The organism is Paludibaculum fermentans (assembly GCF_051172195.1).
Lineage (GTDB): Bacteria > Acidobacteriota > Terriglobia > Bryobacterales > Bryobacteraceae > Paludibaculum > Paludibaculum fermentans_A.
Genome location: NZ_JBPJAQ010000002.1, coordinates 1,464,302 through 1,486,124 on the forward strand (window position 1 = coordinate 1,464,302; position 21,823 = coordinate 1,486,124).

18 protein-coding genes are annotated in these 21,823 nt (G+C 61.9%); 7 read left to right on the forward strand and 11 right to left on the reverse strand.

The window, feature by feature from the left end; genetic code table 11:
* Positions 1 to 96: 96 nt before the first annotated feature.
* From ACR9Y2_RS32500 to ACR9Y2_RS32510, 3 genes are read left to right on the forward strand one after another with little or no spacing between them, the layout of a single operon-like run.
* On the forward strand, positions 97 to 2,784 hold the full coding sequence (locus ACR9Y2_RS32500; protein ID WP_435046041.1) for a valine--tRNA ligase: 2,688 nt from the start codon (positions 97 to 99) through the stop codon (positions 2,782 to 2,784).
* Positions 2,784 to 3,623 carry a carboxylating nicotinate-nucleotide diphosphorylase gene (gene nadC / locus ACR9Y2_RS32505; protein ID WP_435046042.1) on the forward strand — a complete coding sequence of 280 codons (840 nt, stop codon included), beginning with the start codon at positions 2,784 to 2,786 and terminating at the stop codon, positions 3,621 to 3,623. Before ACR9Y2_RS32500 ends, nadC begins: the two co-directional genes overlap by 1 nt.
* Complete coding sequence (locus ACR9Y2_RS32510; protein ID WP_435046043.1) at positions 3,620 to 4,333, forward strand: biotin--[acetyl-CoA-carboxylase] ligase; 714 nt, start codon at positions 3,620 to 3,622, stop codon at positions 4,331 to 4,333. Before nadC ends, ACR9Y2_RS32510 begins: the two co-directional genes overlap by 4 nt.
* On the opposite strand, the gene ACR9Y2_RS32515 is transcribed toward ACR9Y2_RS32510, so the two are convergent.
* Positions 4,326 to 5,045, reverse strand: a complete 720-nt coding sequence (locus tag ACR9Y2_RS32515) for a LolA family protein (protein WP_435046044.1) — start codon at positions 5,043 to 5,045, stop codon at positions 4,326 to 4,328. The two genes, ACR9Y2_RS32510 and ACR9Y2_RS32515, sit on opposite strands and share 8 nt — an antisense overlap.
* Before the next feature lie 185 nt (positions 5,046 to 5,230).
* Between ACR9Y2_RS32515 and ACR9Y2_RS32520 the strand changes: the two genes are divergently transcribed.
* Both ACR9Y2_RS32520 and ACR9Y2_RS32525 read left to right on the forward strand, forming a co-directional pair.
* Entirely contained in the window at positions 5,231 to 5,998 is a 768-nt protein-coding gene (locus ACR9Y2_RS32520; RefSeq protein ID WP_435046045.1) for a type III pantothenate kinase, read from the forward strand.
* Positions 5,995 to 6,693 (forward strand): hypothetical protein, encoded by a 699-nt coding sequence (locus ACR9Y2_RS32525; protein WP_435046046.1) that lies wholly within the window; start codon positions 5,995 to 5,997, stop codon positions 6,691 to 6,693. The genes ACR9Y2_RS32520 and ACR9Y2_RS32525 overlap by 4 nt, the downstream gene beginning before the upstream one ends.
* 481 nt (positions 6,694 to 7,174) lie before the next feature.
* Here the strand turns inward: ACR9Y2_RS32525 and ACR9Y2_RS32530 are convergent, their stop codons facing one another.
* Positions 7,175 to 8,083: an FkbM family methyltransferase gene (locus tag ACR9Y2_RS32530; protein WP_435046047.1), complete on the reverse strand. Its 909-nt coding sequence runs from the start codon at positions 8,081 to 8,083 to the stop codon at positions 7,175 to 7,177.
* Positions 8,084 to 8,141: 58 nt separating this feature from the next.
* On the opposite strand from ACR9Y2_RS32530, the gene ACR9Y2_RS32535 reads away from it, so the two are divergent.
* Together ACR9Y2_RS32535 and ACR9Y2_RS32540 are read left to right on the forward strand one after the other, a co-directional pair.
* Positions 8,142 to 8,768 (forward strand): thymidine kinase, encoded by a 627-nt coding sequence (locus ACR9Y2_RS32535; protein WP_435046048.1) that lies wholly within the window; start codon positions 8,142 to 8,144, stop codon positions 8,766 to 8,768.
* A gap of 81 nt (positions 8,769 to 8,849) precedes the next feature.
* Positions 8,850 to 9,758 (forward strand): hypothetical protein, encoded by a 909-nt coding sequence (locus ACR9Y2_RS32540; RefSeq protein WP_435046049.1) that lies wholly within the window; start codon positions 8,850 to 8,852, stop codon positions 9,756 to 9,758.
* Between the two features lie 66 nt (positions 9,759 to 9,824).
* Here the strand turns inward: ACR9Y2_RS32540 and ACR9Y2_RS32545 are convergent, their stop codons facing one another.
* From ACR9Y2_RS32545 to ACR9Y2_RS32585, 9 genes are all read right to left on the reverse strand, one after another.
* Positions 9,825 to 12,353, reverse strand: coding sequence for a bifunctional YncE family protein/alkaline phosphatase family protein (locus tag ACR9Y2_RS32545; RefSeq protein WP_435046050.1), 2,529 nt, complete (start codon positions 12,351 to 12,353; stop codon positions 9,825 to 9,827).
* Between the two features lie 73 nt (positions 12,354 to 12,426).
* Positions 12,427 to 12,657 (reverse strand): hypothetical protein, encoded by a 231-nt coding sequence (locus ACR9Y2_RS32550; protein ID WP_435046051.1) that lies wholly within the window; start codon positions 12,655 to 12,657, stop codon positions 12,427 to 12,429.
* Positions 12,658 to 12,670: 13 nt separating this feature from the next.
* A complete protein-coding gene (locus ACR9Y2_RS32555; protein WP_435046052.1) occupies positions 12,671 to 13,651 on the reverse strand; it encodes an FAD binding domain-containing protein in 981 nt (326 codons plus the stop codon).
* Positions 13,651 to 15,795, reverse strand: coding sequence for a xanthine dehydrogenase family protein molybdopterin-binding subunit (locus tag ACR9Y2_RS32560; RefSeq protein WP_435046053.1), 2,145 nt, complete (start codon positions 15,793 to 15,795; stop codon positions 13,651 to 13,653). Before ACR9Y2_RS32560 ends, ACR9Y2_RS32555 begins: the two co-directional genes overlap by 1 nt.
* Complete coding sequence (locus ACR9Y2_RS32565; protein WP_435046054.1) at positions 15,788 to 16,432, reverse strand: (2Fe-2S)-binding protein; 645 nt, start codon at positions 16,430 to 16,432, stop codon at positions 15,788 to 15,790. Before ACR9Y2_RS32565 ends, ACR9Y2_RS32560 begins: the two co-directional genes overlap by 8 nt.
* Before the next feature lie 406 nt (positions 16,433 to 16,838).
* The gene (locus tag ACR9Y2_RS32570) at positions 16,839 to 17,267 is read right to left on the reverse strand and encodes a hypothetical protein (protein WP_435046055.1); all 429 of its coding nucleotides are present in this window, start codon (positions 17,265 to 17,267) and stop codon (positions 16,839 to 16,841) included.
* Positions 17,268 to 17,290: 23 nt separating this feature from the next.
* Entirely contained in the window at positions 17,291 to 17,599 is a 309-nt protein-coding gene (locus ACR9Y2_RS32575; RefSeq protein WP_435046056.1) for a hypothetical protein, read from the reverse strand.
* A 224-nt stretch (positions 17,600 to 17,823) separates the two neighbouring features.
* Positions 17,824 to 17,979, reverse strand: a complete 156-nt coding sequence (locus ACR9Y2_RS32580) for a hypothetical protein (RefSeq protein ID WP_435046057.1) — start codon at positions 17,977 to 17,979, stop codon at positions 17,824 to 17,826.
* A gap of 408 nt (positions 17,980 to 18,387) precedes the next feature.
* Entirely contained in the window at positions 18,388 to 21,624 is a 3,237-nt protein-coding gene (locus ACR9Y2_RS32585) for a carboxypeptidase regulatory-like domain-containing protein (RefSeq protein ID WP_435046058.1), read from the reverse strand.
* Positions 21,625 to 21,823: the final 199 nt, after the last annotated feature.

Below are 21,823 nucleotides of genomic sequence, written 5' to 3' on the forward strand. Positions count from 1 at the left end.
CCTCCCTAATTCATGCGTCCAGGTCGTGGTGTGCGCCGGGGCTGCCCCAGTCCCAGGGGCCGGAAACACACCGCGTGATAAAATAAGAGGTTTCCCATGCAGCTTGATAAAGTCTATGAGCCTCAGCGGTTTGAACCGCACTGGGCCCAGTGGTGGATTGACCGTGGATTCTTCCACGCGCCCTCTTCCAGGCACGAGGGCCGTGACATGTTTTCCCTGGTCATCCCGCCGCCGAATGTGACCGGAAGCCTGCACATCGGTCATATGCTGGAGCACACCGAGATCGATGTCACCACGCGCTGGCACCGCATGAAGGGCGACCAGACGTTGTGGCTGCCCGGCCAGGACCACGCCGGCATCGCCACGCAGATGGTGGTGGAGCGCGCGCTCAAGGCGTCTGAGAACATCACCCGTCACGACCTGGGGCGGGAAGAGTTCGTCAAGCGGGTGTGGCAGTGGAAAGAGCAATACGGCGGCACCATCATCAACCAGATGAAACGCATGGGCGACTCGTGCGACTGGTCGCGCAATCGCTTCACGCTGGACGAAGGGCTCTCCCGCGCTGTGCGCGAAACGTTCGTGCGGCTCTATGAAAAGGGCCTGATCTACCGCGGCGAGTATATGGTGAACTGGTGCCCGCAGTGCCACACGGCGCTGTCGGACCTGGAAGTGGTGCACGAGGAGACCCAGGGCAACCTGTGGCACATCCAGTACCCGGTGAAGGACATGCCGGGCCGCTTTGTGACCGTGGCGACCACGCGCCCCGAAACCATGCTCGGCGATACCGCGGTGTGCGTGAATCCGGAAGACGAGCGCTACTTCGACCTGCACGGCAAGACCGTGATCCTGCCGCTGACGGGCCGCGAGATCCCCGTGATCTGCGACGAACTGGCCGATCCGAAGTTCGGCACGGGTGTGGTGAAAGTCACTCCGGCGCACGATCCGAACGATTTCGAAGCCGGCAAGCGCCACAACCTGCCGCATGTGAAGGTGATCGGCCTCAGCGGCGAGATGACCGCGGAAGCCGGCGCGTATGCCGGGCTCGACCGCTTTGAGGCGCGCAAGCGCGTGCTGGCGGACCTGGACGCGCAAGGCCTGCTGGTGCAGACCGCCGCGCACCAATTGAGCATCGGCCGCTGCCAGCGCTGCAAGACGATCGTGGAGCCGCTGGTGTCCAAGCAGTGGTTCTGCAGGATGAAGCCGCTGGCCGAACCGGCCATCAAGGCTGTGGAAGAGGGCCGCATCGTCTTCGTGCCCGAGAACTGGTCGAAGACCTACTACGAGTGGATGTACAACATTCGCGACTGGTGCGTGTCGCGCCAGTTGTGGTGGGGGCACCGCATTCCAGCGTGGCATTGCGGCGAGTGCGGCGAAGTCTCCGTGTCGCGGGAAGATTTGACGGCGTGCCCGAAGTGCGGTTCCGCCGGCATAACCCAGGATCCCGATGTGCTGGACACGTGGTTCTCCAGCGGACTGTGGCCGTTCTCCACGCTGGGCTGGCCGGACAAGACGCCCGAACTGGCGGCGTACTATCCGACGACCCTGCTGATCACCGGCTTCGACATCCTGTTCTTCTGGGTGGCGCGCATGATCATGCTCGGCATCGAGTGCATGGGCGACGTGCCGTTCAAGACCGTGTATATCCACGGATTGGTGCGCGACGCCGAGCGGCAGAAGATGTCGAAGACGAAGGGCAACACCATCGATCCGCTGGTGGTGACAGAGCAGTACGGGACGGATGCCGTGCGTTTCGCGCTGCTGCGCGGGGCGGCTCCGGGTACCGACATTGTGTTGAGCGAAGAGCGGCTGGTGAGCTCGCGTGCGTTCTGCAACAAGATCTGGAACGCGGCGCGCTTCATCTTCCTGCAGATGGAGAAGGTGGGCGTCGAGAGCCTGGAGATCCAGAGCCTGGCGAGCCATGTGGCTCCGGCAGAGCGCATCGAAGGGGTGCTGCCGCTGGAGGACCGCTGGATCTTCCACCGCCTGAACGAGACGGCGGCGAAGATCCACGCCGCGCAGGAGAACTTCCGCTATCACGAAGTGGCCGACCTCATCTGGGGCTTCCTCTGGGATGAGTTCTGCGACTGGTATCTGGAAGTGAAGAAGTTCCGCATCCAGCAGGGCGAGCACATGCATGCGCACCTGCGGAACCTGCTGACGGTGTTTGAATTCGCGCTCAGGCTGCTGCATCCGGTGATGCCGTTCCTGACGGAAGAGCTCTGGCAGCGGCTGATGAAGAAGTGCGACAGCCTGCCGGAGTCGATCTGCCTGGCGGCGTTCCCGCTGGCGCTGGATTCCACGGCCGATCCGGAAGGTGCTGCGGCGTTTGCGCTGCTGCAGGAGATGACGGTGGCGGCGCGAGGGCTGCGGGCCGACCAGAAGCTGGACCCGAAGGCGACGCAGGACGGGTTCCTGTATCCGGCCAATGCGACGGCCGCGATGCTGGGCGCCACCGAGTTGCCGCTGCTGCAGGCGCTGACGAATACGAAGTTTGAGGTAGGCGCGGCTTCGGCGGAACGTGCCGCGGGCGCTTCGCGCGCCACCAACGACTTCGAAATGGTGTTGAAGCTGAGCGGCGCCCAGGTGGACGCTGTGCGCGGGCGGTTGGTGAAGGAGATCGAACAGCTGCAGAAGGTGATTCAGAACAGCCAGAAGCAGCTGGGCTCCGAGGCGTTCGTGGCCAAGGCGCCGGCGCATGTCATCGACGGCATCCGGTCTAAGCTGGCCGACTACGAAGCGCAAGTGGCCAAGAGCCAGGCGGCGCTGGCGGACCTGGGGGCCTGATGCACTTCGACATCACGCATCCGCAGGTGATGAACGCCGTGGCGCGGGCGATGGAAGAAGACATCGGCCTTGGCGACATCACCAGCGAACTCACCGTGCCCGGCGCCCAACAGGCGTCGGGTGCCTTCTTTGCCCGCGAACCTATGGTGGTGGCGGGTATCGAACTGCTGGAAGTGGTTTACGGGCTGGGCGGCGACGGGGTGAAGCTGGAGATTCTGAAGCCCAGCGGATCACATGTTGTGCCCGGTGACTGCCTGGCGCGAGTCGAGGGGCACGCGCGCACGCTGCTGCGCTGTGAGCGGACTGCTCTTAACTTTGTTCAGCGCTTGAGCGGCGTGGCGACGCTGGCCTCGCAGTACGCATACGCCGTGTCCGCCACGGAATGTAAGGTGCTGGATACGCGCAAGACCACGCCGGGGTTGCGGATCCTGGAGAAGATGGCGGCGGCGGCCGGTGGGGTGACGAATCACCGCATGGGTCTGTTCGACGCGATTCTAATCAAGAACAACCACATCACGGCGGCCGGCGGCGTGCGCGAGGCGCTGGAGGCCGTGAAGGGTCAGCCGATTCCGGCGGAGATCGAAGTGCGGACGATGGAAGAGCTCGACGAGGCCCTGGCCTGCGGAGCCACCCGGCTGCTGCTCGACAATCTCACTGTGGACGAGGCGCGGGAGTGGATTGCGCACATTGCGGGGCGGGCCGTGGTGGAGCTTTCGGGCGGCATCACGCTGAGGACCATTCGATCCTATGCAGTGCTTGGGGCGGATTACATTTCCTGCGGTGCGATCACGCACTCGGCGCAAGCGATGGATATCAACTTCCGGCTGACCCTGGCATGAGACGGATCGAGTGGCACGAGAGGATCGACTCGACCATGCACCGCGCGGCGGAGCTGGCGGCGGAAGGCTGCCCGGCCGGCACCATCGTCGGGGCTGATCTTCAGACGGCGGGGCAGGGCAGGCTCGGACGGACGTGGCACTCCACCGAGGGCGGGCTGTACTTCACCATGATCCTGCGGCCCAAGGTGGAGATGCGCGCACTGCCCATGGTCACCATGGCGACCGGCGTCGCCGTGGCGGATGCCTTGCAGATGTTCGCGGGCGTCAGCGTGGATCTGCGCTGGCCGAATGACGTGATGGTGGGCGATCGCAAGCTGGTGGGGATCCTGGCGCAATGGCATGCGGGAGCGGTGCTGGCCGGTATCGGGCTCAACGTCAGCCAGTCGGAGTTTCCAGACGATGTGAAGAACATCGCTACGTCATTGGCTCGCGAGACCGACCGGATCCACAACAAACAGGTGTTGCTGAAGGCGATCGCGGCTTCCGTGGATACACATATCGAGATCCTGGAGACCAGCGGAGTGACTGCGATCCTGCGGCTGTTCGCGAATGCGTCCACCTATGTGTCGGGCAAGCGCGTGAAGGTGGAATTGCCGGGCGGAGATGTCACCGGCACCACGGCCGGACTCACGCCGGACGGCTTCCTGCTGCTGCGCAAGGACGACGGCGAGGAGATCACGATCACCGCGGGCGGCTTGCGGCCTATCTGATCAGGCCCCCGGGGCTGGAATCCAGGCTGATGCCCGTGAATTGATCCACCTGTTTGGAGCCCTTGGGTGGGGTGAACTCGAGCATGGCCGGATCCGGTGCCTGCACGCCGGCCGGCAGGGTGAACTCGCGCACGGTCTTGAGTGCGCCGCCATGGGGTGAGTTTCCGGCGCCCTCGAACTCCGAGCGGTAGATAGTGGCGGTTTCCGGATCAATCCACAGCCTTTCCGTCCAGGGGTTTGGGTCCGTGCGTGCGGTACCAATCTGGATCACGGCGCACGGCACTGTCTTGCCGTTCACCTTCCTTTGGTCCATGCGCACCAATCGTGCGTTCATGGCCAGCCCGTCGAGCATGCGGAAGCGCAGGAATGCGGATCGCAGCCCCTCGCGAGCCAACTGGTCAGAGCGCAGGCCCGCCGGCTCCACGACGTACTGCTTGCGGCTGATGTCGTAGTGCCAAATATTCTCGCGATCGCCGATGATCTGGAAGCTCCGGTGGCCCGACTCCGCATAGAAATAGCGGTCGCCGGATTTTGCTGCTTTAATCGTCAGCGTGCCTTGCGCGTTAATGGCCAAAGCCCGCGGCGACTGCTCGTTCTGCCGGTATTCCACGAGGAATTCCTTCATCTCCGTATAGTGCTTCGAGACGCGGTCAATCAGCTCCTTCGCGTCCGGAGGGGCCTGCAGCAGGGCGTAGAGCGCGAGAGCAAACATGCCAGAATTCTATCTGAAAAGAGATCGCAAATGCCGGGGCTGATTCCTGCTCTTTGTTTGGCCTATTGGCTGCTGGAGGGGAGTCCTGCGCTCAGGCGCCCATCACCGCAGCACACATGTGTGAGCCCTGCTACGACGCCCTGCCCGCTTCGATGCTAGCCTGAGGGTTCACCGATTTCACTGCCATGTTGCTCGCTATTGACGCTGGGAATACGAACGTTACGATTGGGATCTTCGACGGTCCGCGGATCATCACCCGCTGGCGCTTGCGCACCGTCCACGACCAGACTCCGGATGAGTGGGGCATCAAGCTCCGCAGCCTGTTTGCCCTGGAGGGCCTGCCTCTCGAAAAGATCAGCGGCATCATCGCCGCCACCGTGGTGCCGCCGCTGGAATCGTCCCTTACCGGCATGGCCCGCCGCTACTTTCCCGTCGAACCCATGTTTGTCACCGGGCATACAGAGACCGGCCTGAACATCCTCTACGACAATCCGCGCGAAGTGGGCGCGGACCGCATCGTGAACGCGGTGGCCGCCATCGCCAAGTACGGGGGGCCGTGCATTGTTGTCGACCTCGGGACCGCCATCACTTTCGACGCCGTCAGCGCCAACGCTGAGTACCTGGGCGGCATTATCTGCCCCGGCATCGGAATGTCCATCCAAGGTCTCTTCACCCGCACCGCGCGGCTGCCCATGGTCGATTTCCGCGATCCCGGGAAACTCATCGGCACGAATACAGTCGTGAGCATGCAGTCCGGCCTGTACTACGGCACCATCTGCATGATCGACGGCATCGTCGAACGCATGATCGCCGAAATGGGGCCGGATACGAAATCGGTGGCGACGGGCGGCCAGGCAACCTTGATTACGCGCGGCTCCCGGTTTGTGAAGGTCGCCGATGAGGATCTTACCCTGGAAGGGCTGCGCATGATCTGGGAGCGGAATCGCCGGTGACCGAGCCAAAAGACGACGGGGCCTGGCAGCTGAACTACTTCAACTACTTCACTGAGGTGGAGGAACACTTCCAGCGCGCCCGGGCCAGCCATCTGTTCCTGATGTCTCCGCTCGATTGGGCGATGGTGGAGAGCTGGAAGAACTCCGGCATCCCCCTGGAGGCCGTGCTGCGTGGCATTGACGCCGCCTTTGAGAAGTGGCGGTCGCGCAAGCAGAAGACGCAGATGGTGAATTCGCTGGCCTACTGCACCCAGGCGGTGATGAAGGAAGCCGAAGCCATGGCCAACAATCTGCCGTCGTCAGCGCAGGCTGCGGAGCAGGAGTCGCCGTTTCCCATCGAGTCGGTTAAGGCCCACCTGGCCAAGTGCGCCGAAGCGCTGCGGGCGGCGCCGGGCTATGGGCAGATCGCCGAGCCGGTGGATGCCCTGCTGGCCGGGATGGAAGAGCATTTCCAGCACCTGGAAGAGCTCGATCAACGGCTGACTGCCCTGGAGGACAAGATGTCCGCCATCGCCCGCACCCGCCTTTCCGAGGAGGAGTTATTCCGGATGAGGCGCGAATTGGACCTGCAATTGAAGCCCTATCGAGGCAAGATGACCGCCGATCAGTTGATCAGGTTGGAGAAGACTTATCTGGACAAGAAAGTCTATGATCACTTCCGATTGCCACGCCTCAGCCTGTTCTACATGAGCTAAGGCTGTCACCTGCTTTTGAGTACTGAAAGCAGCGCAAGATAGTACTAAACGGGCTACTTCTTGACGTCATTCGTCAAGTTAGGTAAATGACCTTACTCCTTGGATGGTAAGAACTTAATCAGGAATGTTAGGGATACTTAAGAGTCTTCACAAAAAGTACACATTCGCTTGACGGGAGGGGTGCAGCCTAGGGGGGTTGTGATATTATCTCCAGTAGAGCGTACATCTAGTACGAGTAGGCCAGCATTCCTCCGATTCAAGCTGGCTTTGTGCCGGTGGGGATCTTCCTCCGAGTCCCCATCGGCCTTTTTATTTCCAGTCACTTAAGCGGAGGAAGCGTCCTGTCCGCTGGACCGCCCGGGCCGCGCCGCCCTCCAGGCGCAACTCTCACGCACAGCAGAAATGCCCGTTGTAACAGGTAATTCCGGCCGGGTTGCCGGGGCTGGGTCGTCCTTCGGACGAAAGATAGCCTAAGACAGGTTTAGTGGAAGTACATGATGTCGGGCCGGACACGGTTTTCCACCGCATTGCACGGGCCGCACTCCGTGGTGTACCCCGACCAGGCGGCCAGCACGGCCTTAGGTACTTCCACAGGGTGATCGTCCTGGTGGTACACCGACAAAGACATCCGCGGATGGAACTTGGCGATCGTCGCGCGGCCGCCCGCCAGGGCCTTTACTTCCGCACCTTCGATGTCCATCTTCACGAAGTCGACGCGCTCCAATTTAAGCTCGTCCACCATCTTGTCGATGGTCGTCAAGGGGACCTTCGCCACCGCCTTGGCGCCCTGGCGGTGAATCACGAAGCTGTCGGCCGCCTGGTTGTCCTCATCCACCAGCAATTCCAGCGTATCGTCCTTATCCCACACGCCTTTGGGGTAGATCACCAGGCGGTTCTCGCCGATCTCCTTGGCGAAGTTGCGGCGCAGGCATTCCAGATTGTCGGGTGCGGGTTCGATCGCCACCACCAGTTTGGCGCCGGCATCCAGCGCGAATCGGGCGAAGGTTCCGACGTTAGCTCCGCAGTCGAGCACGATGTCGCCCTTGTGGACAAACTGCTCGCCGGTGCCGTAGATGTGGGTTGCTTCCTCAGACAGGTTGAACGGCAGGATAAAGCGGCTGCCGGCTGGCGCCCAGAAATTGCCGTAAGGCGTCTGGTAGAGCTCCAGCCCCTTGTATTCCTTCTGGAGCAGGCGGGTATGGGCCAGGATACTGTCCTTCACCCGGGTTAGCTCCTCTTTCTCCGCCTGGATCGCCCAGGCCCGCTGGGTGGTGCAGCCTGCGCCGCGGCCAATCAGTACCAGTGCCCAATAACGGAGCGGCGGATGGATGGCCAGCAGGGCAACGGCGATGACGGCCAACGAAAGTACCAGGATCAGGAGTCGCTTCACAGGGTTCAATCTAACACGGCGGCCACCTTGGAAGCTGCGCGCGTTATCCTGTCATACGATGGACTTTATCTCGGGTCATGTAGGTTGGATCGAGGTCGTCTGCGGTCCGATGTTTTCGGGGAAGAGCGAGGAGCTCATCCGGCGGCTGAGGCGGGCGCTGATCGCGCGCAAGCGCGTGCAGGTTTTTAAGCCTGTCATCGACATTCGCTACTCGGCCGATGAAATCGTGAGTCACGCTGACGTCAGAATGCGCAGTGAAGTAGTACAGGGGCCGGCGGAGATTCTCACCCGGCTCGACTGGCGTACGCAGGTAGTCGGCATCGACGAGGCGAACTTCATGGGGCAGGATCTGGTGGGCGTCGCTCAGCAATTGGCAGACTCCGGCAAGCAGGTGATCATCGCCGGCTTGGATACCGACTATATGGGCCGGCCGTTTCCGCCGGTTCCAGACCTGCTTTGCGTGGCCGAGTCCATTACCAAGACACTGGCCATCTGCCTCAGGTGCGGCAATCCGGCCAAGCATACGCAACGGCTGGTGGACTCCAGTGATCTCATCGTGGTGGGCGCCACCGGAATGTACGAAGCGCGCTGCCGGCACTGCTTCGATCCGGGGGCTCCCAGGCAGGAGTATCTGGACTTCACCAATCCCAGAATCATGTCACCGGGGACGCCGCAAAACGGATGAAACCGTCTGACATGCCAGCAACATCTATGGTGTTAGCATAGGTTTAGCAGCCTGACTGTTCAATAAGAGAGGGATATCGAAGTGAGCGATCCACAATACGGCGCACCGCAGGGTGGCGGTCAGCCCAGCTACGTTTTGCCCGCACCGGCCTCCAGCGGCTCTGGTGTCAAGATGGCCATCCTGTTCGGCGCAGTGATCGCGCTGATCGCGGCCAATGTATACCTGTTTCTCCAGATCGATACGCTGAAGCAGGAAATGACCAAGAACCGCGACTCCATCCTCGAAGAGGTGGGCCGTGTGAAGGAAACCTCCTCAGTCACTTCAGCAGCAGCCAAGCGGAACATGGACACCCTGAAGGAAGAGCTGGAAGCAGCCCGCCGCCAGGCTTCCATGGCCGTCGGTCAGGCTAAGGTGGATGCCACCAAGCACGCCGAAGATTTGGCCGCCCGCCTCGCCCAGCAGCAGAAAGCCAGCGAAACCGCGATGAAGGGCCAGATTTCGAAGGTGGAAGAGGCCGCGACCACGGCCAATACCAAGATCGGCGAAGTGGCCACGGACGTCACCGGCGTCAAGACCGACCTCAGCAACACCAAGTCCGAACTGGACAAGACGATCGCCAGCCTCAAGACGGTTTCCGGCGACCTGGGTGTCCAGAGCGGCCTCATCGCCACCAACGGCAAGGAACTGCAAGCCCTCAAGGCCCTGGGCGAACGCAACTACTTTGAGTTCAACCTGGCCAAAACCAAGGCTCCGCAGAAGGTCGGCGACATCTTCATGCAGTTGAAGAAGACCGACAACAAGAAGAACAAGTACACGGTGGAGATCACGGCCGACGACAAGCGGGTGGAGAAGAAGGACAAGGGCGTCAACGAGCCCGTTCAGTTCTACAGCTCCAAGGCGCGCCAGCCGTACGAAATCGTCGTCAATGAAGTGAAGAAGGACGTCATCGTCGGCTATCTGGCCACACCCAAGGTCCAGACCGCCCGCTAACCCTATTTGCTCCGGTTGTTGGCAGCGCCCGCAGGTCTCTTCCGAGGCCTGCGGGCGTCTCCGTTTCTAGCGGCGGGCCTGCGTTTTCAGCACGGGGTAAGGCTGGTCATACCCCTTGGCATCCCACCACAGGATCCGGTTCAGGACGTCGCTGGGAATGTCGTCCACATCCCCCCAGTTCATGGCCGCCGACTGCTGGGCCGCCCACAACTTACGGCCATTCAACGCCTTCAGCGGCGGATTCATCTGATCCAGCGGGATGCGGTTCGGGATCGCCGTGTAGGCTTCCAGGTTGGCTTCGGGCGTGAAAACACTCGTCATCGTGCGCGAGTTCTGCAGGAAGACGGTCCGCGGAGGAATCTGGAACAGTTCCTGGATCGTCTTCACCATCGAGATCTGGTTGTAGTGGTTCGAGTCGACCGCCCCGCGACGGATGTTGGGCCCAATGGCCAGGGCAACCGTCCGGTGGCCGTCGACGTGGTCCAGCCCGTCCTGGGCATCGTCTTCCACCACCAGGATCAGGCTGTGCGCCCAGAACCGGCTCTTGGAAATGCCCTCCACAATACGGCCCAGCGCCAGGTCGTCGTCCGCCACCATCGCCTTGGGCGTCGGCGAACCGGGCCTGGTTCCGTTGGTGTGGTCGGAGGTCAACGTGAGGATATTGATATTGGCCATCTCGCCGGTCTTCTCGCGCTCCTTCAACTCCCGCAGGAACTCCTCGGCGCGGATCTGGTCGGTAATGACGGTGTCATCCTGCGGATAGCTGGGGCTCATCAACGGCTTCAGGGCCGGCAGGCCGGCCGCACTGCAGCCCACCTGGTCGCGCCACTTGCCGGACTTGTACAGATCCCAGTAGTAGCTCCAACCCTGTCCAACCCGTTCGTTGATGTCCTCGGCCTGCTGCGTGGCGGGATCGAACTTGCCCGGCAGGCAGAACTCGCCGAAAATCCGTACCTTTACGTCCGGCGGCGCACCCTGGAAGAAGAACCCTGCCGGTGAGACGGTGAGGGCGTCACTCATATCCCAGGCGTAGCCGCGCGGCGAGGCCGCGAAAGCACGCTGGGTGTAGTCGCTGACAAAGGCCATCATCAGCCACTGGTGCCCGTCGAAACTGATCGAGCTCGAAGTCAGGAAGTTGTCCAGCACGACATACCGCTCCGCCAAGGCGTGGTGGTTGGGTGTCACGTCGCCGCCATAGATCGCCAGTTTCGGGTCGCCGTTCGCCTTGGCAATGTCGCCGAACACCTGGTCGTACGTCCGGTTCTCCTTGATGATGAAGAACACGTGCTGGATGCCGAGGGAACGTAGATTCTCCACACCGCCGGCCGGAGTGAATTTCGGTTGATTGGCGGCCCTCACTTCCCGCAACCCGGCCAGCCACTGGGCCTTCGCCGGTGCCGGCATCGTCTGGATCATGCCCTCATAGGCGCGGGAGTTGAAATTGCCGCCCGGCAGCGCGGTGTTGCCGGTCCCTTTGATGGAGACGACGCGTAGCGCGCCGGCCATGTCGATGGCTATGCCGGACGGGAACCAGCCCGTCGGGAGGGCGCCTTCCACCTTATTCCTGCGGACTACGGCGATTGAATTGGTGCCGCCGCACAGCACGTACAGAGTCTGGCCGTCGGGGGAATAGGCTGCGTTTGTGGGAATACTCCCACGCGTGCCGTCGGGATAGCTGGGGATGCGCACCTCTCGCGTCTTCAGTGTCGCGGTGTCGACCAGGGTCACGCTATCGGAGTGTCCGTTGGCCACCGCCAACTCCTTGCCGTCTCCGCGCAGGGCCAGCCCCGAGGGCGCCAGGCCCACGGCCACTTCGCGCGGGTTGGATCCGTCTGGATCGATCACCGTGATCGTGCCGCTCACCGAGGACCCGGTTACCGGATCACTCGCAATCTTCGATCCGCTCGACGGAGCCAGTACGTCCCCTTCCTTCGGCCGGCGGCCCCCGCGATTGGCGACAAAGACCCGGCCCGACCGCGGCTCCACCGCTACGTGGAACGGCGCAATGCCCACCGGAATCTCGCGCTTCACCTTGCGCGTCGAGGCGTCAATCTCGGCCAGCGTGTTATTGCGGCTGAAAGCGACATACGCCGTGGCGCCGTCCTTCGAGAAGGCGATACCAATGGGCAGCGGATGGGGCTTCAGTTCGACCCGCTCTTCCTTGCGCGGGATGCCCCGTTCGTCCACCGTGATAATCAGCAGTCCGTCCGGACCATTGCGCAGGGTCTCGCTGGCCCACACTTCGCGGGTACCGGGCCGGAACGCAAGGCCGGCGTAGGAGGTCGATTTCGACTTCGTCTCCCCCAGCAGCGACATGGCTGTGGGTTCGTAGAAGAGGACGCCTTTTGTGTTGAGCACGGCAAGAACGCGTTTCTCCGCATCGAAGGCCAGGTCGACGGGCCGCCCCGCAAGGGTAACCGGATCGCCCCACGGCTGCAGGAGTTGCGTCGTGGGGATCAGATAGACACCCCCTGGCTGCTTGCCGCCCCTGACCGTACTCGAAAGCACCGCGAATACGCCTGTCTTCTCTGCCGTCACCAACGCCGCGCCCGCCAGGCACAGCCCACCCGCTGCCAGCCAATAACCAAGTCTCACGCTCTCTCCTTCCAACAACGAAAAAGCCCGGACCCCTGTCAGGGCCCGGGCTTGATTCTATCGTGTTCAGGATCTACAACTCCCGGTAACACTTCCGGGTTTCGTTGCACTCGTACTCATCGACCACCTTCGCGTCGGGGCCGATGCAGATTTGCGTCTTCTCGCACCAGAAAGCCCGGTCGTTGCCGTGCGGCACCGTTGGGTCCCACTCGGCCTCGACATACAGGCCTTTCCAGCGGAGACATTCACAGCGGTCATCGCCGATGCGCGTCAAACCTGCGCGTTCGCCGTTGACGATTGCCATGCCTGGTCTCCTTTCAGCTCTTCACGCCGGCCGCTGCCAGCAGGGCGCGCTTCACCGCCACCGACGCGAGTTGCACTTTGTACGTATTGTGGCTGAGCGGCTTGGCGGCCTCCACGGCGGCTTTGCCCGCCGCCTCGGCCGTCTCTTCCGTGATCGCCTTGCCGGCCAGCATGCTGGAGGCTTTCTCGGCCCAATAAGGCGTTGGCCCCACATGGCCGAGGACGATATTGGCCGATGCCACGGTCGCGCCCTTCATGGTCAGGGTGACCGCCGCCGCGGCCAGCGGCCAGTCCATCGCGTCCTTCTGGCGTACTTCGTAGGTGGCGCTCTTCTCACCGGCCTTCACCGGCACCACGATCTCCGTGAGGATCTCGTTCGGCAGCAGGGCCACTTCGCGGGCGTCATTGTTCGACGGAGCGACGAAGAACTTCGCCGCATCGACTTCGCGGGTGCCGCCGGCCGAGGCCAACTTCACCTTGGCGCCCATCGCCACCAGCGCGGGCCCGAAACTCGAGGCCGAGACGAACTTGGCCGCGCCATCCGTGAAGATGGCGTGGTAGCGGTTGTCGCCTTCGGTCACCAGGTCGGTGCCTTCGTGTTTCGGCAGCAGGCCGAAGCCGGCCCGGAAATACCAGCAGCGGGGCCGCTGGCACAGATCGCCGCCGACCGTGCCCATGTTGCGGATCTGCGGGCTGGTGATGCCCTGCGCGGCCTGGGAGAGCGCGGGCAGGGAAGCGCGCACGATGGGGTTGGACATCAGCTCGTCCACCGTCACCGCCGCGCCGATGCGGACGCCGCCGGCGGTCTTGGAGATACCCTTCAGCTCGGCGATTTCCTTGATGTTGACCACCCGCTTGGGGGCCACCACGCCATCCTTCATCAGGCTCAACAGGTCAGTGCCGCCGGCCAGCACCGCCGCGTCGTTCCACCCCGAACCCAACAGGGCCAGGGCTTCTTTCAGCGTTTTCGGACTTGCGTACTCGAAGGGTTGCATCAGGACTTCCTCCCACTCAGCGCGTCCAGCACATTCATCGGGCTCATGGGCACCGTTGGTACCCGTGTACCGATGGCGTTGGCCACCGCGTTCGAGATGGCCGCAATGCCGCCGATGGCGGGGGGTTCGCCCAGGCCGATGACGCCGCGCTTGTCGTTCAGTTCGTCGATCTCGAAGTGCACCACAATCTCGCCGATATCCTTGATGCCGGCCAGCTTGTAGAACTCCATGTCCGCATTCAACATCCGGCCTGTGAGTTCGTCCATGATGCGCTCTTCCATGAGAGCGCCGCAGATGGACATGATGCAGGCGCCGAACACCTGGCTCTCAGCGGTCTTGGGGTTGACGACCAAACCGATGTCCTGCACGGCCACCAGCTTGTTCATCTTGACTACGCCGGTCTCCACGTCGACGCTGACGTCGGCGATCTGCACGCCGCCCACGCCGCCCGTGTTCAGGCCTTCCTTCGGAGCCTCGCGCGGCACGTTGGAGCCAGTCTCTGAAACGGTCTTCACGCCCAGCTTCTGGCAGGCCGCCTTCCAGGTCAGGCTCTTCGCCGCATTGCCCTTCACCTGGATCTTGCCGTCCACGGCTTCCAATTGATCGACCGGTGCGCCCAATCCGCCGGCCACTTCCGCCAGCAGCTTGTCCAGCGCATTGACAGTCGCTTTGCGGGTGGAGGAGGTGACGCCGCCCACCGTCGTGGATCCGCCCGAAGTGCCGGATGGAGGATAGTTCGTATCGCCCAACTTCACGCGGATGTCAGGAACCCGCAGTCCCAGGGTCTCGGCCGCCACCTGCGCGATGATCGTGCGCGTGCCGGTGCCCAGGTCCTGCGAACCGAGTTCCACTTCCACGGTGCCGTCGGGATGAATGGTGGTGCGCGCCGTCGAGTCGTGACCCGCGCCGCCCCACGTATTCACGCCAATGCCCAGCCCGCGCTTGATGGGGCCCTTGCCCGCATCGCCGCGCGGATGCCACAACTTCTTCCAGTCGGAGAGTTCTGCGGCCTTCTTCAGCTGGCGGACATAAGTGTCCTCCCGCTGCGTCAGGTTGGCGTTCTTGATGAACATGTCCAGCGGGTCCATCTTGAGCTTGGCCGCCAGGTCTTCGATGGGCGCGCAGGTAAGATAGGACGCCTGCTGGTGATTCGGAGCGCGCCAGGCACGGATGGGTGCCGTATTCAGGCTGACAGCCGTGTGATTCTGGCGCCGGTTCGGAATCTTTGTATAGACGTATGGGATGGGCGGGGATCCGCCGCCGCCAATTCCACCGGAGGCCCAGCTTTCGCTTTGCCACACGGTGAGGGTGCCGTCCTTCTTTGCACCCAGCTTCACATTCAGGAAGCCCGAGGGACGGCAGCCGGCGATCATCAGTTCGGTTGAACGCTCCAGGAACAGCTTCACCGGCTTGCCGCCGGCCGCCCTGGAAAGTTGAGCCGCTTCCACGCCCCAACGGTCCGGCTGGAACTTTGAGCCGAAGCCGCCGCCGACGTGATCCTGATGCACATGGATGTCCGTGGCGGGGATGCTCAGCAGGCGGGCCAGGTCGCCGCGAATGCTGGTGACAGACTGTGTGGAGGGGTTGAATTCGACCTTGCCGTCCGTGCCCCAGCCAATGACCTGGCCGTGCGGCTCCAGGCAGCAGTGGGTCAAGGTGGGAATGCCGTAGCTGGCCTCCAGCGTGACGTCGGCATCCTTCATCGCCTGGTCGGGGTCGCCTTCCAGTTGTTCACCCGCCGGCTTGGCGCGGGTCTTCACCTTCTTCAGGTCATTCTCGACTACGACGTGCGGCATCATGTCGTACTCGACCTTGATCTTCTTCACCGCGTCGCGCGCGGCCAGTTCGGTGCTGGCGGCCACAATCGCGATCTCCCAGCCGGCCCACTGGATCTCAGTGCCGGCCGGTGCAACCACACGAACGGCGGCGACCCCGGAGTGCTTCTCGGCCTCGCTGGTGTCGATCGACTTCACCTTCGCATGCGCGAACGGAGAAGCGAGTACGACGGCATGCAGCATGCCGGGCTTGTTCAGGTCTGAATTGTATTTCGCGCGGCCGGAGGCCTTCTCGATGCCATCGGTACGGCTGAGGCGCTGCCCCATCACCTTCCGGCTGGCCATGGGCGGCCAACTGTAATTAGGCATTCGAACCTCCCTTCATCATCTTGGCGGCTTCGAGCACAGCCTTGCGGACACCGACGTATGTGCCGCAGCGGCAGAGATTGCCGCCCAGGCCGTCTTTCACCTGTTCATAAGTTGGATTCGGATTGTGGTCCAGGAACGCCTTGGAGGCAACGACGAAGCCGGGTGTGCAGTAACCGCACTGCTGGGCGTCGTTGTTGACGAAGGCCTGCACGACGGCATGGGGCTTACCCCCCGACATCGCAAAGCCTTCGATGGTGGTGATCTGCTTGCCCTGCGCGTCGATGGCGAGAATGGAGCAGGCGTATGAGACCTTGCCGTTCACGAGGACAGAGCAGGCACCACAGGTGCCGCGATCGCAGACGCGCTTGGCGCCTGTGATGTCGAGTTGATTGCGCAGCGTGTCGAGCAGCGTCTCGCGCGGCTCCACGCTGGCTTTCATTGGCTTTCCGTTGATGTTCAGGGTAATCGCTACCGCGCCCGGTCCCATGACGCCAGGAGGCGTTTGGGCCTGAGCCTGCTCAGGAAGCAGAGCTGGAGCAACGGCTCCGGTGACACCGATGCCCTGCATAAAACCGCGGCGGGAAAAACCGCGGCCTTTTCGCTTTTCCCGGTTCTCGGGATCGAGGATTTCACTCATGCACGAACCCCTTCCTTCCGTGTCCCGGCGCCAAGTGCGCGCCTGACCCGAATCAGTAGAATTGTACCCGATTCAGAAGGGCGTGATTGAGTTTACGAGACGGAGGTCTGAAACCAGGGAAAGGATACAAATGCAAGCACTTCGCCGGACTGGATGGGTGTAGAAATAGGCAGCGGTGAAGTTCTTGAGACGTTTCAGCGCCATTTGGCGGAGGATCGGAGGATAGGTGGGATGAGCTTTGCGGACAACGGTCGGCCAGGACCACGCTTAGGCCCTATGCCAATATACGTCTGTAGATCGCGAATACGTTCATCGATTTCCTCGCGCTGCCAGAGCAGGGCGTCCAGTGCAATACGTGCAAATGATAGTTGATCCATGGACACCTCTGTCCTAGGGATTGCAGCAATTATTGCGCGGCGTCAAACTTGCGCATCCGGATTTCGCGTTCGATGTCTTCGGTGGTCTGGTGGGGCGGGTCTACCACATTAGGCACTGAGCAGCCCAGGTCGTCATTGTTCGGGCATTTCCTGAAGCTCGGGTTGACCATCACGCAGTTGTAAGCTCGCTTATTTTTGGAGTTAAACGGCCCGTACACCTTGGCGCTCAGTGGGGTCCATTCGGTGACGCGCAGGATAAGGTTCCGCGACCATACTATGCCGTCGCATTTGGCCTCTACCGTAGTCTTCACCAGATCCCCCGGCTTGAAGGCGTCGAGGTAGTGCGGGTCAGGGTTGGGCTCGGGGTAGAGGGCCCTCGCTGGCCGCAGTGCATCGACGAGTATGAGGGCCACGCCCAGGCAGGGGATGGCGACCAAGACCCAGAACAAAGTGACCATGACGAATTTAATCAGCCCCTGCATTACGACCAGCCCGCCTTTGGTGCGCTCATCTTCCGCTGCTCTGCCAGGGCGCAATGCCAGCCATGTTGGAAGCCTTCGCGATAAGCCTGCGTGCGCTCGTGGCTCCACGCGAGCGGCTTTACGTCCTCGATAGGGTAGCTGACATTGGACGTCGGGTCGTCGATGATATTCCGGACCATCACGCAGACCTTCCCTCCTCCCTCGAGGGGGAAGAACGTGAATTCGACAATGACGCCGCCGACGTTGGCTACGACGAGAAGGAACGGAGCGCAGCCTGCGTGCTGTTCGCGGTATTCCAGGAGCCTCACTGCTCAGCCTCCACGTTCTGCCTGGCGATTTCGCCGACGCGTGTCGCGACGGTTACGAATGGAGCGGAGATCTCGTCGACCGTTTCGCCATGTCGCATGATCCGCACATCATATTGCAGTCGGGGCAATGTTGGAGCGCGGACGCGTGACACAGCCTCACCCGGTGTTCGATGGCGATTTCAAGGAAGGTATGGGCGCTCGGGTACGGCGCGCGCCAGTTCAAGCTAGTTCGGCCTGGTGTTCACCCGGCGGACCCAGACTTCCAACTGTTGCGCCTGAGCCGGCTCAACCACCTTGCTCTTCGCATCTTCTTCCGAACCATGAACCACCAGCCGCAGCAGGCTCTGCTGGAACTTCATGATCGCTTCGAGATCTTTCATTGATTGATCCATGCTTTACATCTCATCGGCCAGTCGGTCCAGCTAGATTAGGGAAACCTGAGCCGCCGCCCGAAGAAACTTTGAACTCAAGAAGCCGGCCGGAAGGGAAAGCGGGGATCGATGGGGAACAGGGTAGGGAGGAGAGGAGTAGCAGTTCAGGGAAGTAGGTGAGAGCCGCGCTTCTTGAGTTCGCCCTGTGGTTCACAGTCTCATCTATTGCAGGCGGCTGACCAAAAACCAGCAACGTGAATTCAAGCACTTACGCCAGATGCTCCGTCCCGAAATGGAATTGAGTTTCAAAACGGAATCCAGCACCCCCCATTCGCCGGATTGGCCGCCGGAAATGCCAACCGGCCCGGATGCTGTGTGGACATCCGGGCCGGTTTCACGTCCTAAAAGAAGGAGGTTCTAGAACGTGAGCTTTGCACCCAACTGCATGTTGCGGCCGCCGCCGGCGCCGGTGATGAAGCCGAAGTTCGCGTTCCCGAGCGTGGTGTTCGGGTTGTTGAACTGCGGCGTGTTCGTCAGGCCAAACGACTCGGCGCGGATCTCCAAACCCATCCGCTCTGTGATGGAGAACAACTTGAACAGCGAGAAGTCCAGGTTGAAGAACCCCGGCCCGCTGAAGTTGTTCCGGCCCACGTTGCCAAACACACCCGTCGCCGGGGCGGCGAAGCTGCCGGTGCTGAACCAGGGGTTGCCCACGTTGATCCCGTGCAGGACTTCGATAGGTGCGATCTGATTCGGAGACTGGCTGTTGCCTGGAGCCGAAAGGCCCGCGGCACTGTAGCTGAAGTTGACTGGCGACCCGGACATCAACGTCAGGATTCCGTTGACCTTCCATCCGCCCAGCCCATGCGCGACCCAGCCGGAATTCAGAAACGCATGGCCCTTGCCGATAGGTAGTTCGTACACATAGCTCTGGACGAACGTATGCGTGCGATCCCAGTTGGTGCGGGCATAGTTGCGCCGGAAGTTGATGTAGTACGCCGCGCCCCCGTCGTCGCCGTCCTGGAACGCCATGCCCTTGCCGTATGTGTACGCGGTCGTCATGGTCAGTCCGGAATGGAAGCGGCGGTCCAGTTTCACCTGCAGGGCGTTATACATCGAGGAGTAGCCCGCGAACAGCAGGTTGGTCGAGGCCGTGCGGCCGAACGGTCCAAACTGCGGCAGGCCATTGTTGCCCTGGCCTACCACGGTAGCGGCGTTCAGGTTATAGTTCAGGCCCGTGTTCACGCCGTGGTTCCCCACATACGTGATGTCGAGCGCGAGTTGCATCGGCAACTGGCGCTGAACGGCGAAGTTCCAGCTGATGACGTGCGGATTCTTGTAGTCCGGATTCACTACGAAATACGCCTGATTCTTGTCGGGGTTCGTAATGATGCCGCTGTCCGGGATGGGTACCTGGATCGGCGCGGGGAACCCCTTCTGGAAGGTGGCGACGGAACCGTCCGGCAGGATCGCCGGACCGTAGCTGGCCACGGCCGGGTTGAAGGAATTGTTGGCGCGCACCGGGTAGTTGTAGGCGTAGCTGTTATCCGGGAACGGCGTGTAGCTGATGCCGGAGCCAGCGCGGATCACTGTCTTTTCGTTCAGACGGTAGGCGATGCCCAGGCGTGGCGCGATGTAGTCCTTGTGGTTCGTGATGCCCAGGTTCATCGGGATGCTGCCGTAGCCGGCGACCGACAAGGTGTTCTTGTACGGGTCGTAATTCGAGAAGCCGCCCTTAAACCGCGGCGTGGCCGGGGGATAGAGCTCCCAGCGCAGGCCGACATTGACGGTCAGCTTGGGGGTGACCAGCCAGCGGTCCTGGACGAAGAAGAACGACTGCCAAGCTCGGTAGGCCGGGAAGTAGGTGGCCAGGTCGCGCCCGGCGGAACTCGGCACGTCCAGCAGGAAGCTGGCCATGTTGTTCATAAAGCTGGTCTTGGCGCCCGGAATGGAGGTTTGACCGTCGCCGAAGTTGTAGACGCCGCGCGGGCTGAACGTCTGCATCTGCAGCAAATCGTCGCGGACGCGCCGAATGTCGACGCCCCATTTGATTGTGTGGTTGCCTAACGTCTTCGTCCAGGTATTGGCAATGTCGATATTGGCTTCGGCACGCTTCCAGGGGAGACTGGCGCTGTAGCCCACCAACGGATTCGAGAATCCGTTGTTCAGGTTGATGCCCACCAAGCCGCTGGAATACGCGTCGATGTTGACCCCGGGAATCCCCAACGATTCGGAGGCGTTGGTGCCGAAGTCGGCGTTCTGGGCATCGTTCCGGTAGTGGGCCACACCCACGCGGAATTCAGAAACCAGTGTTGTCGAGAATACCCTGTTATAGTTCAGGCCGGCGCTATAGGTCCGCTGAATGCCGGTGCCGGCGAAGGCGCTCTGGGCCGCGCCGCCGGCCGCGCCGAACGCCGGAGCCTGGAAGACCACGGGCCGGGCGAAGCTGAAGCGCCCACTGAGCCGGTCTTTGTCCGACTTGTTGTAGTCCATCTTCCAGTCGAACGAGTCGGTGTCCTTGGTGAACGGCAGCAGGCCGAACCAGTTGTTGGTGTCGCCCGCGGAGGTCGGCGCCGGCACCAGGCCCAGGATCTTGGCCGAGATCGGGTTGATGCGGCTGGTGGGAATTACGTTGTTGGTAAACAGGCTGCGGCCCGTCCCGTCGGCGTTGCCGGTAGCCGGATCGTAAATCGGCGTGGTGGAACGGCTTAGGTCGCCCGTGCGCAAATCCGCCGCCGGAATGGTCAGGCGGTTGGTATTCGCCTGGTGATCGGTGATTCTCAGGTAGTCGCCAAAGTAGAACAGTTTGTTCTTGATCAGCGCCCCGCCGGCGTTGCCGCCGAAGTAGTTGTAAGCCTGGTGGCCTACCGAGGCATCGAAGAAGTTGCGGGCGTTCAGCGCGCTGTTACGCATGAAGTAGTACGCCGCGCCATGCAGTTCATTCGTGCCCGACTTCAGCATGACGTTCGTGACGGCTCCGGCCGCGCGGCCCAGTTCCGCGTCAAAGTTGCTGGTGGCCACATCGACGTTCTGAATGGCTTCGATTGGTGGAATATAGACTTGCAGCAGGCCGGTCCGCTCGTTATTGTCGATGCCCTCGATCTGGTAGTTGTTGCCCATGCGCATCTGCCCGTTCACCTGCGTCTGCAGGGAACTGGCGGCATTGAAGAACTGCGAGTGCTGGAACGAGGCCCGGCTCGTGCCGGGTACGAGGTTCAATAGATTCTGGAAGTTACGGTTTGTGCCCAGCGGCAGGTTTTCCGTGTGCACCGCCGACATCTGGCTGCCGGTGGTCGCCGTTTCCGTCTGCAACAGGGCGGCCTGCGCTGACACTTCAATCGTCTCTGAGACATTGCCCGGCTGCAGCACCAGGTCGACACGCGACGTGGTGTTCACCTGGAGCGTCACCCCAGTCCGGGTGACTTTCTTGAAGCCCGTCACCTCGCAGGTCACGCTATAGGTGCCGGGCGGCAGGTCGGGATAGTTGTAATTGCCGCTGTCATTGGTGGTCGCCACTCTGGCGGACCCGGTGTTGGTTTCAGTCAGGGTGACTTTGACGTTGGGGACCGCTGCCCCGCTGGCGTCTGTTACGGTGCCCAACAAGGTGCCGTTTACGGCTTGCGCTACAAGCGTCAAGCTGCTGGCAATAAGCATGACAAGAAGGGCTGCGATTGCTCTGAGCTTCAAATCTGACCCCTTTGAGGAACATGGACTCAATCGTATGTTTACCCGGGCCAAGTGAGTCATTCCAAAAGCCCGCCTGTCAATTCTGCTCTTACTGTACGGTCAATGGTGGTATTAACAGGTTTGCTAACTCCTCGCTACGTTGTTGAATCTTATAGCGATCTCCGGC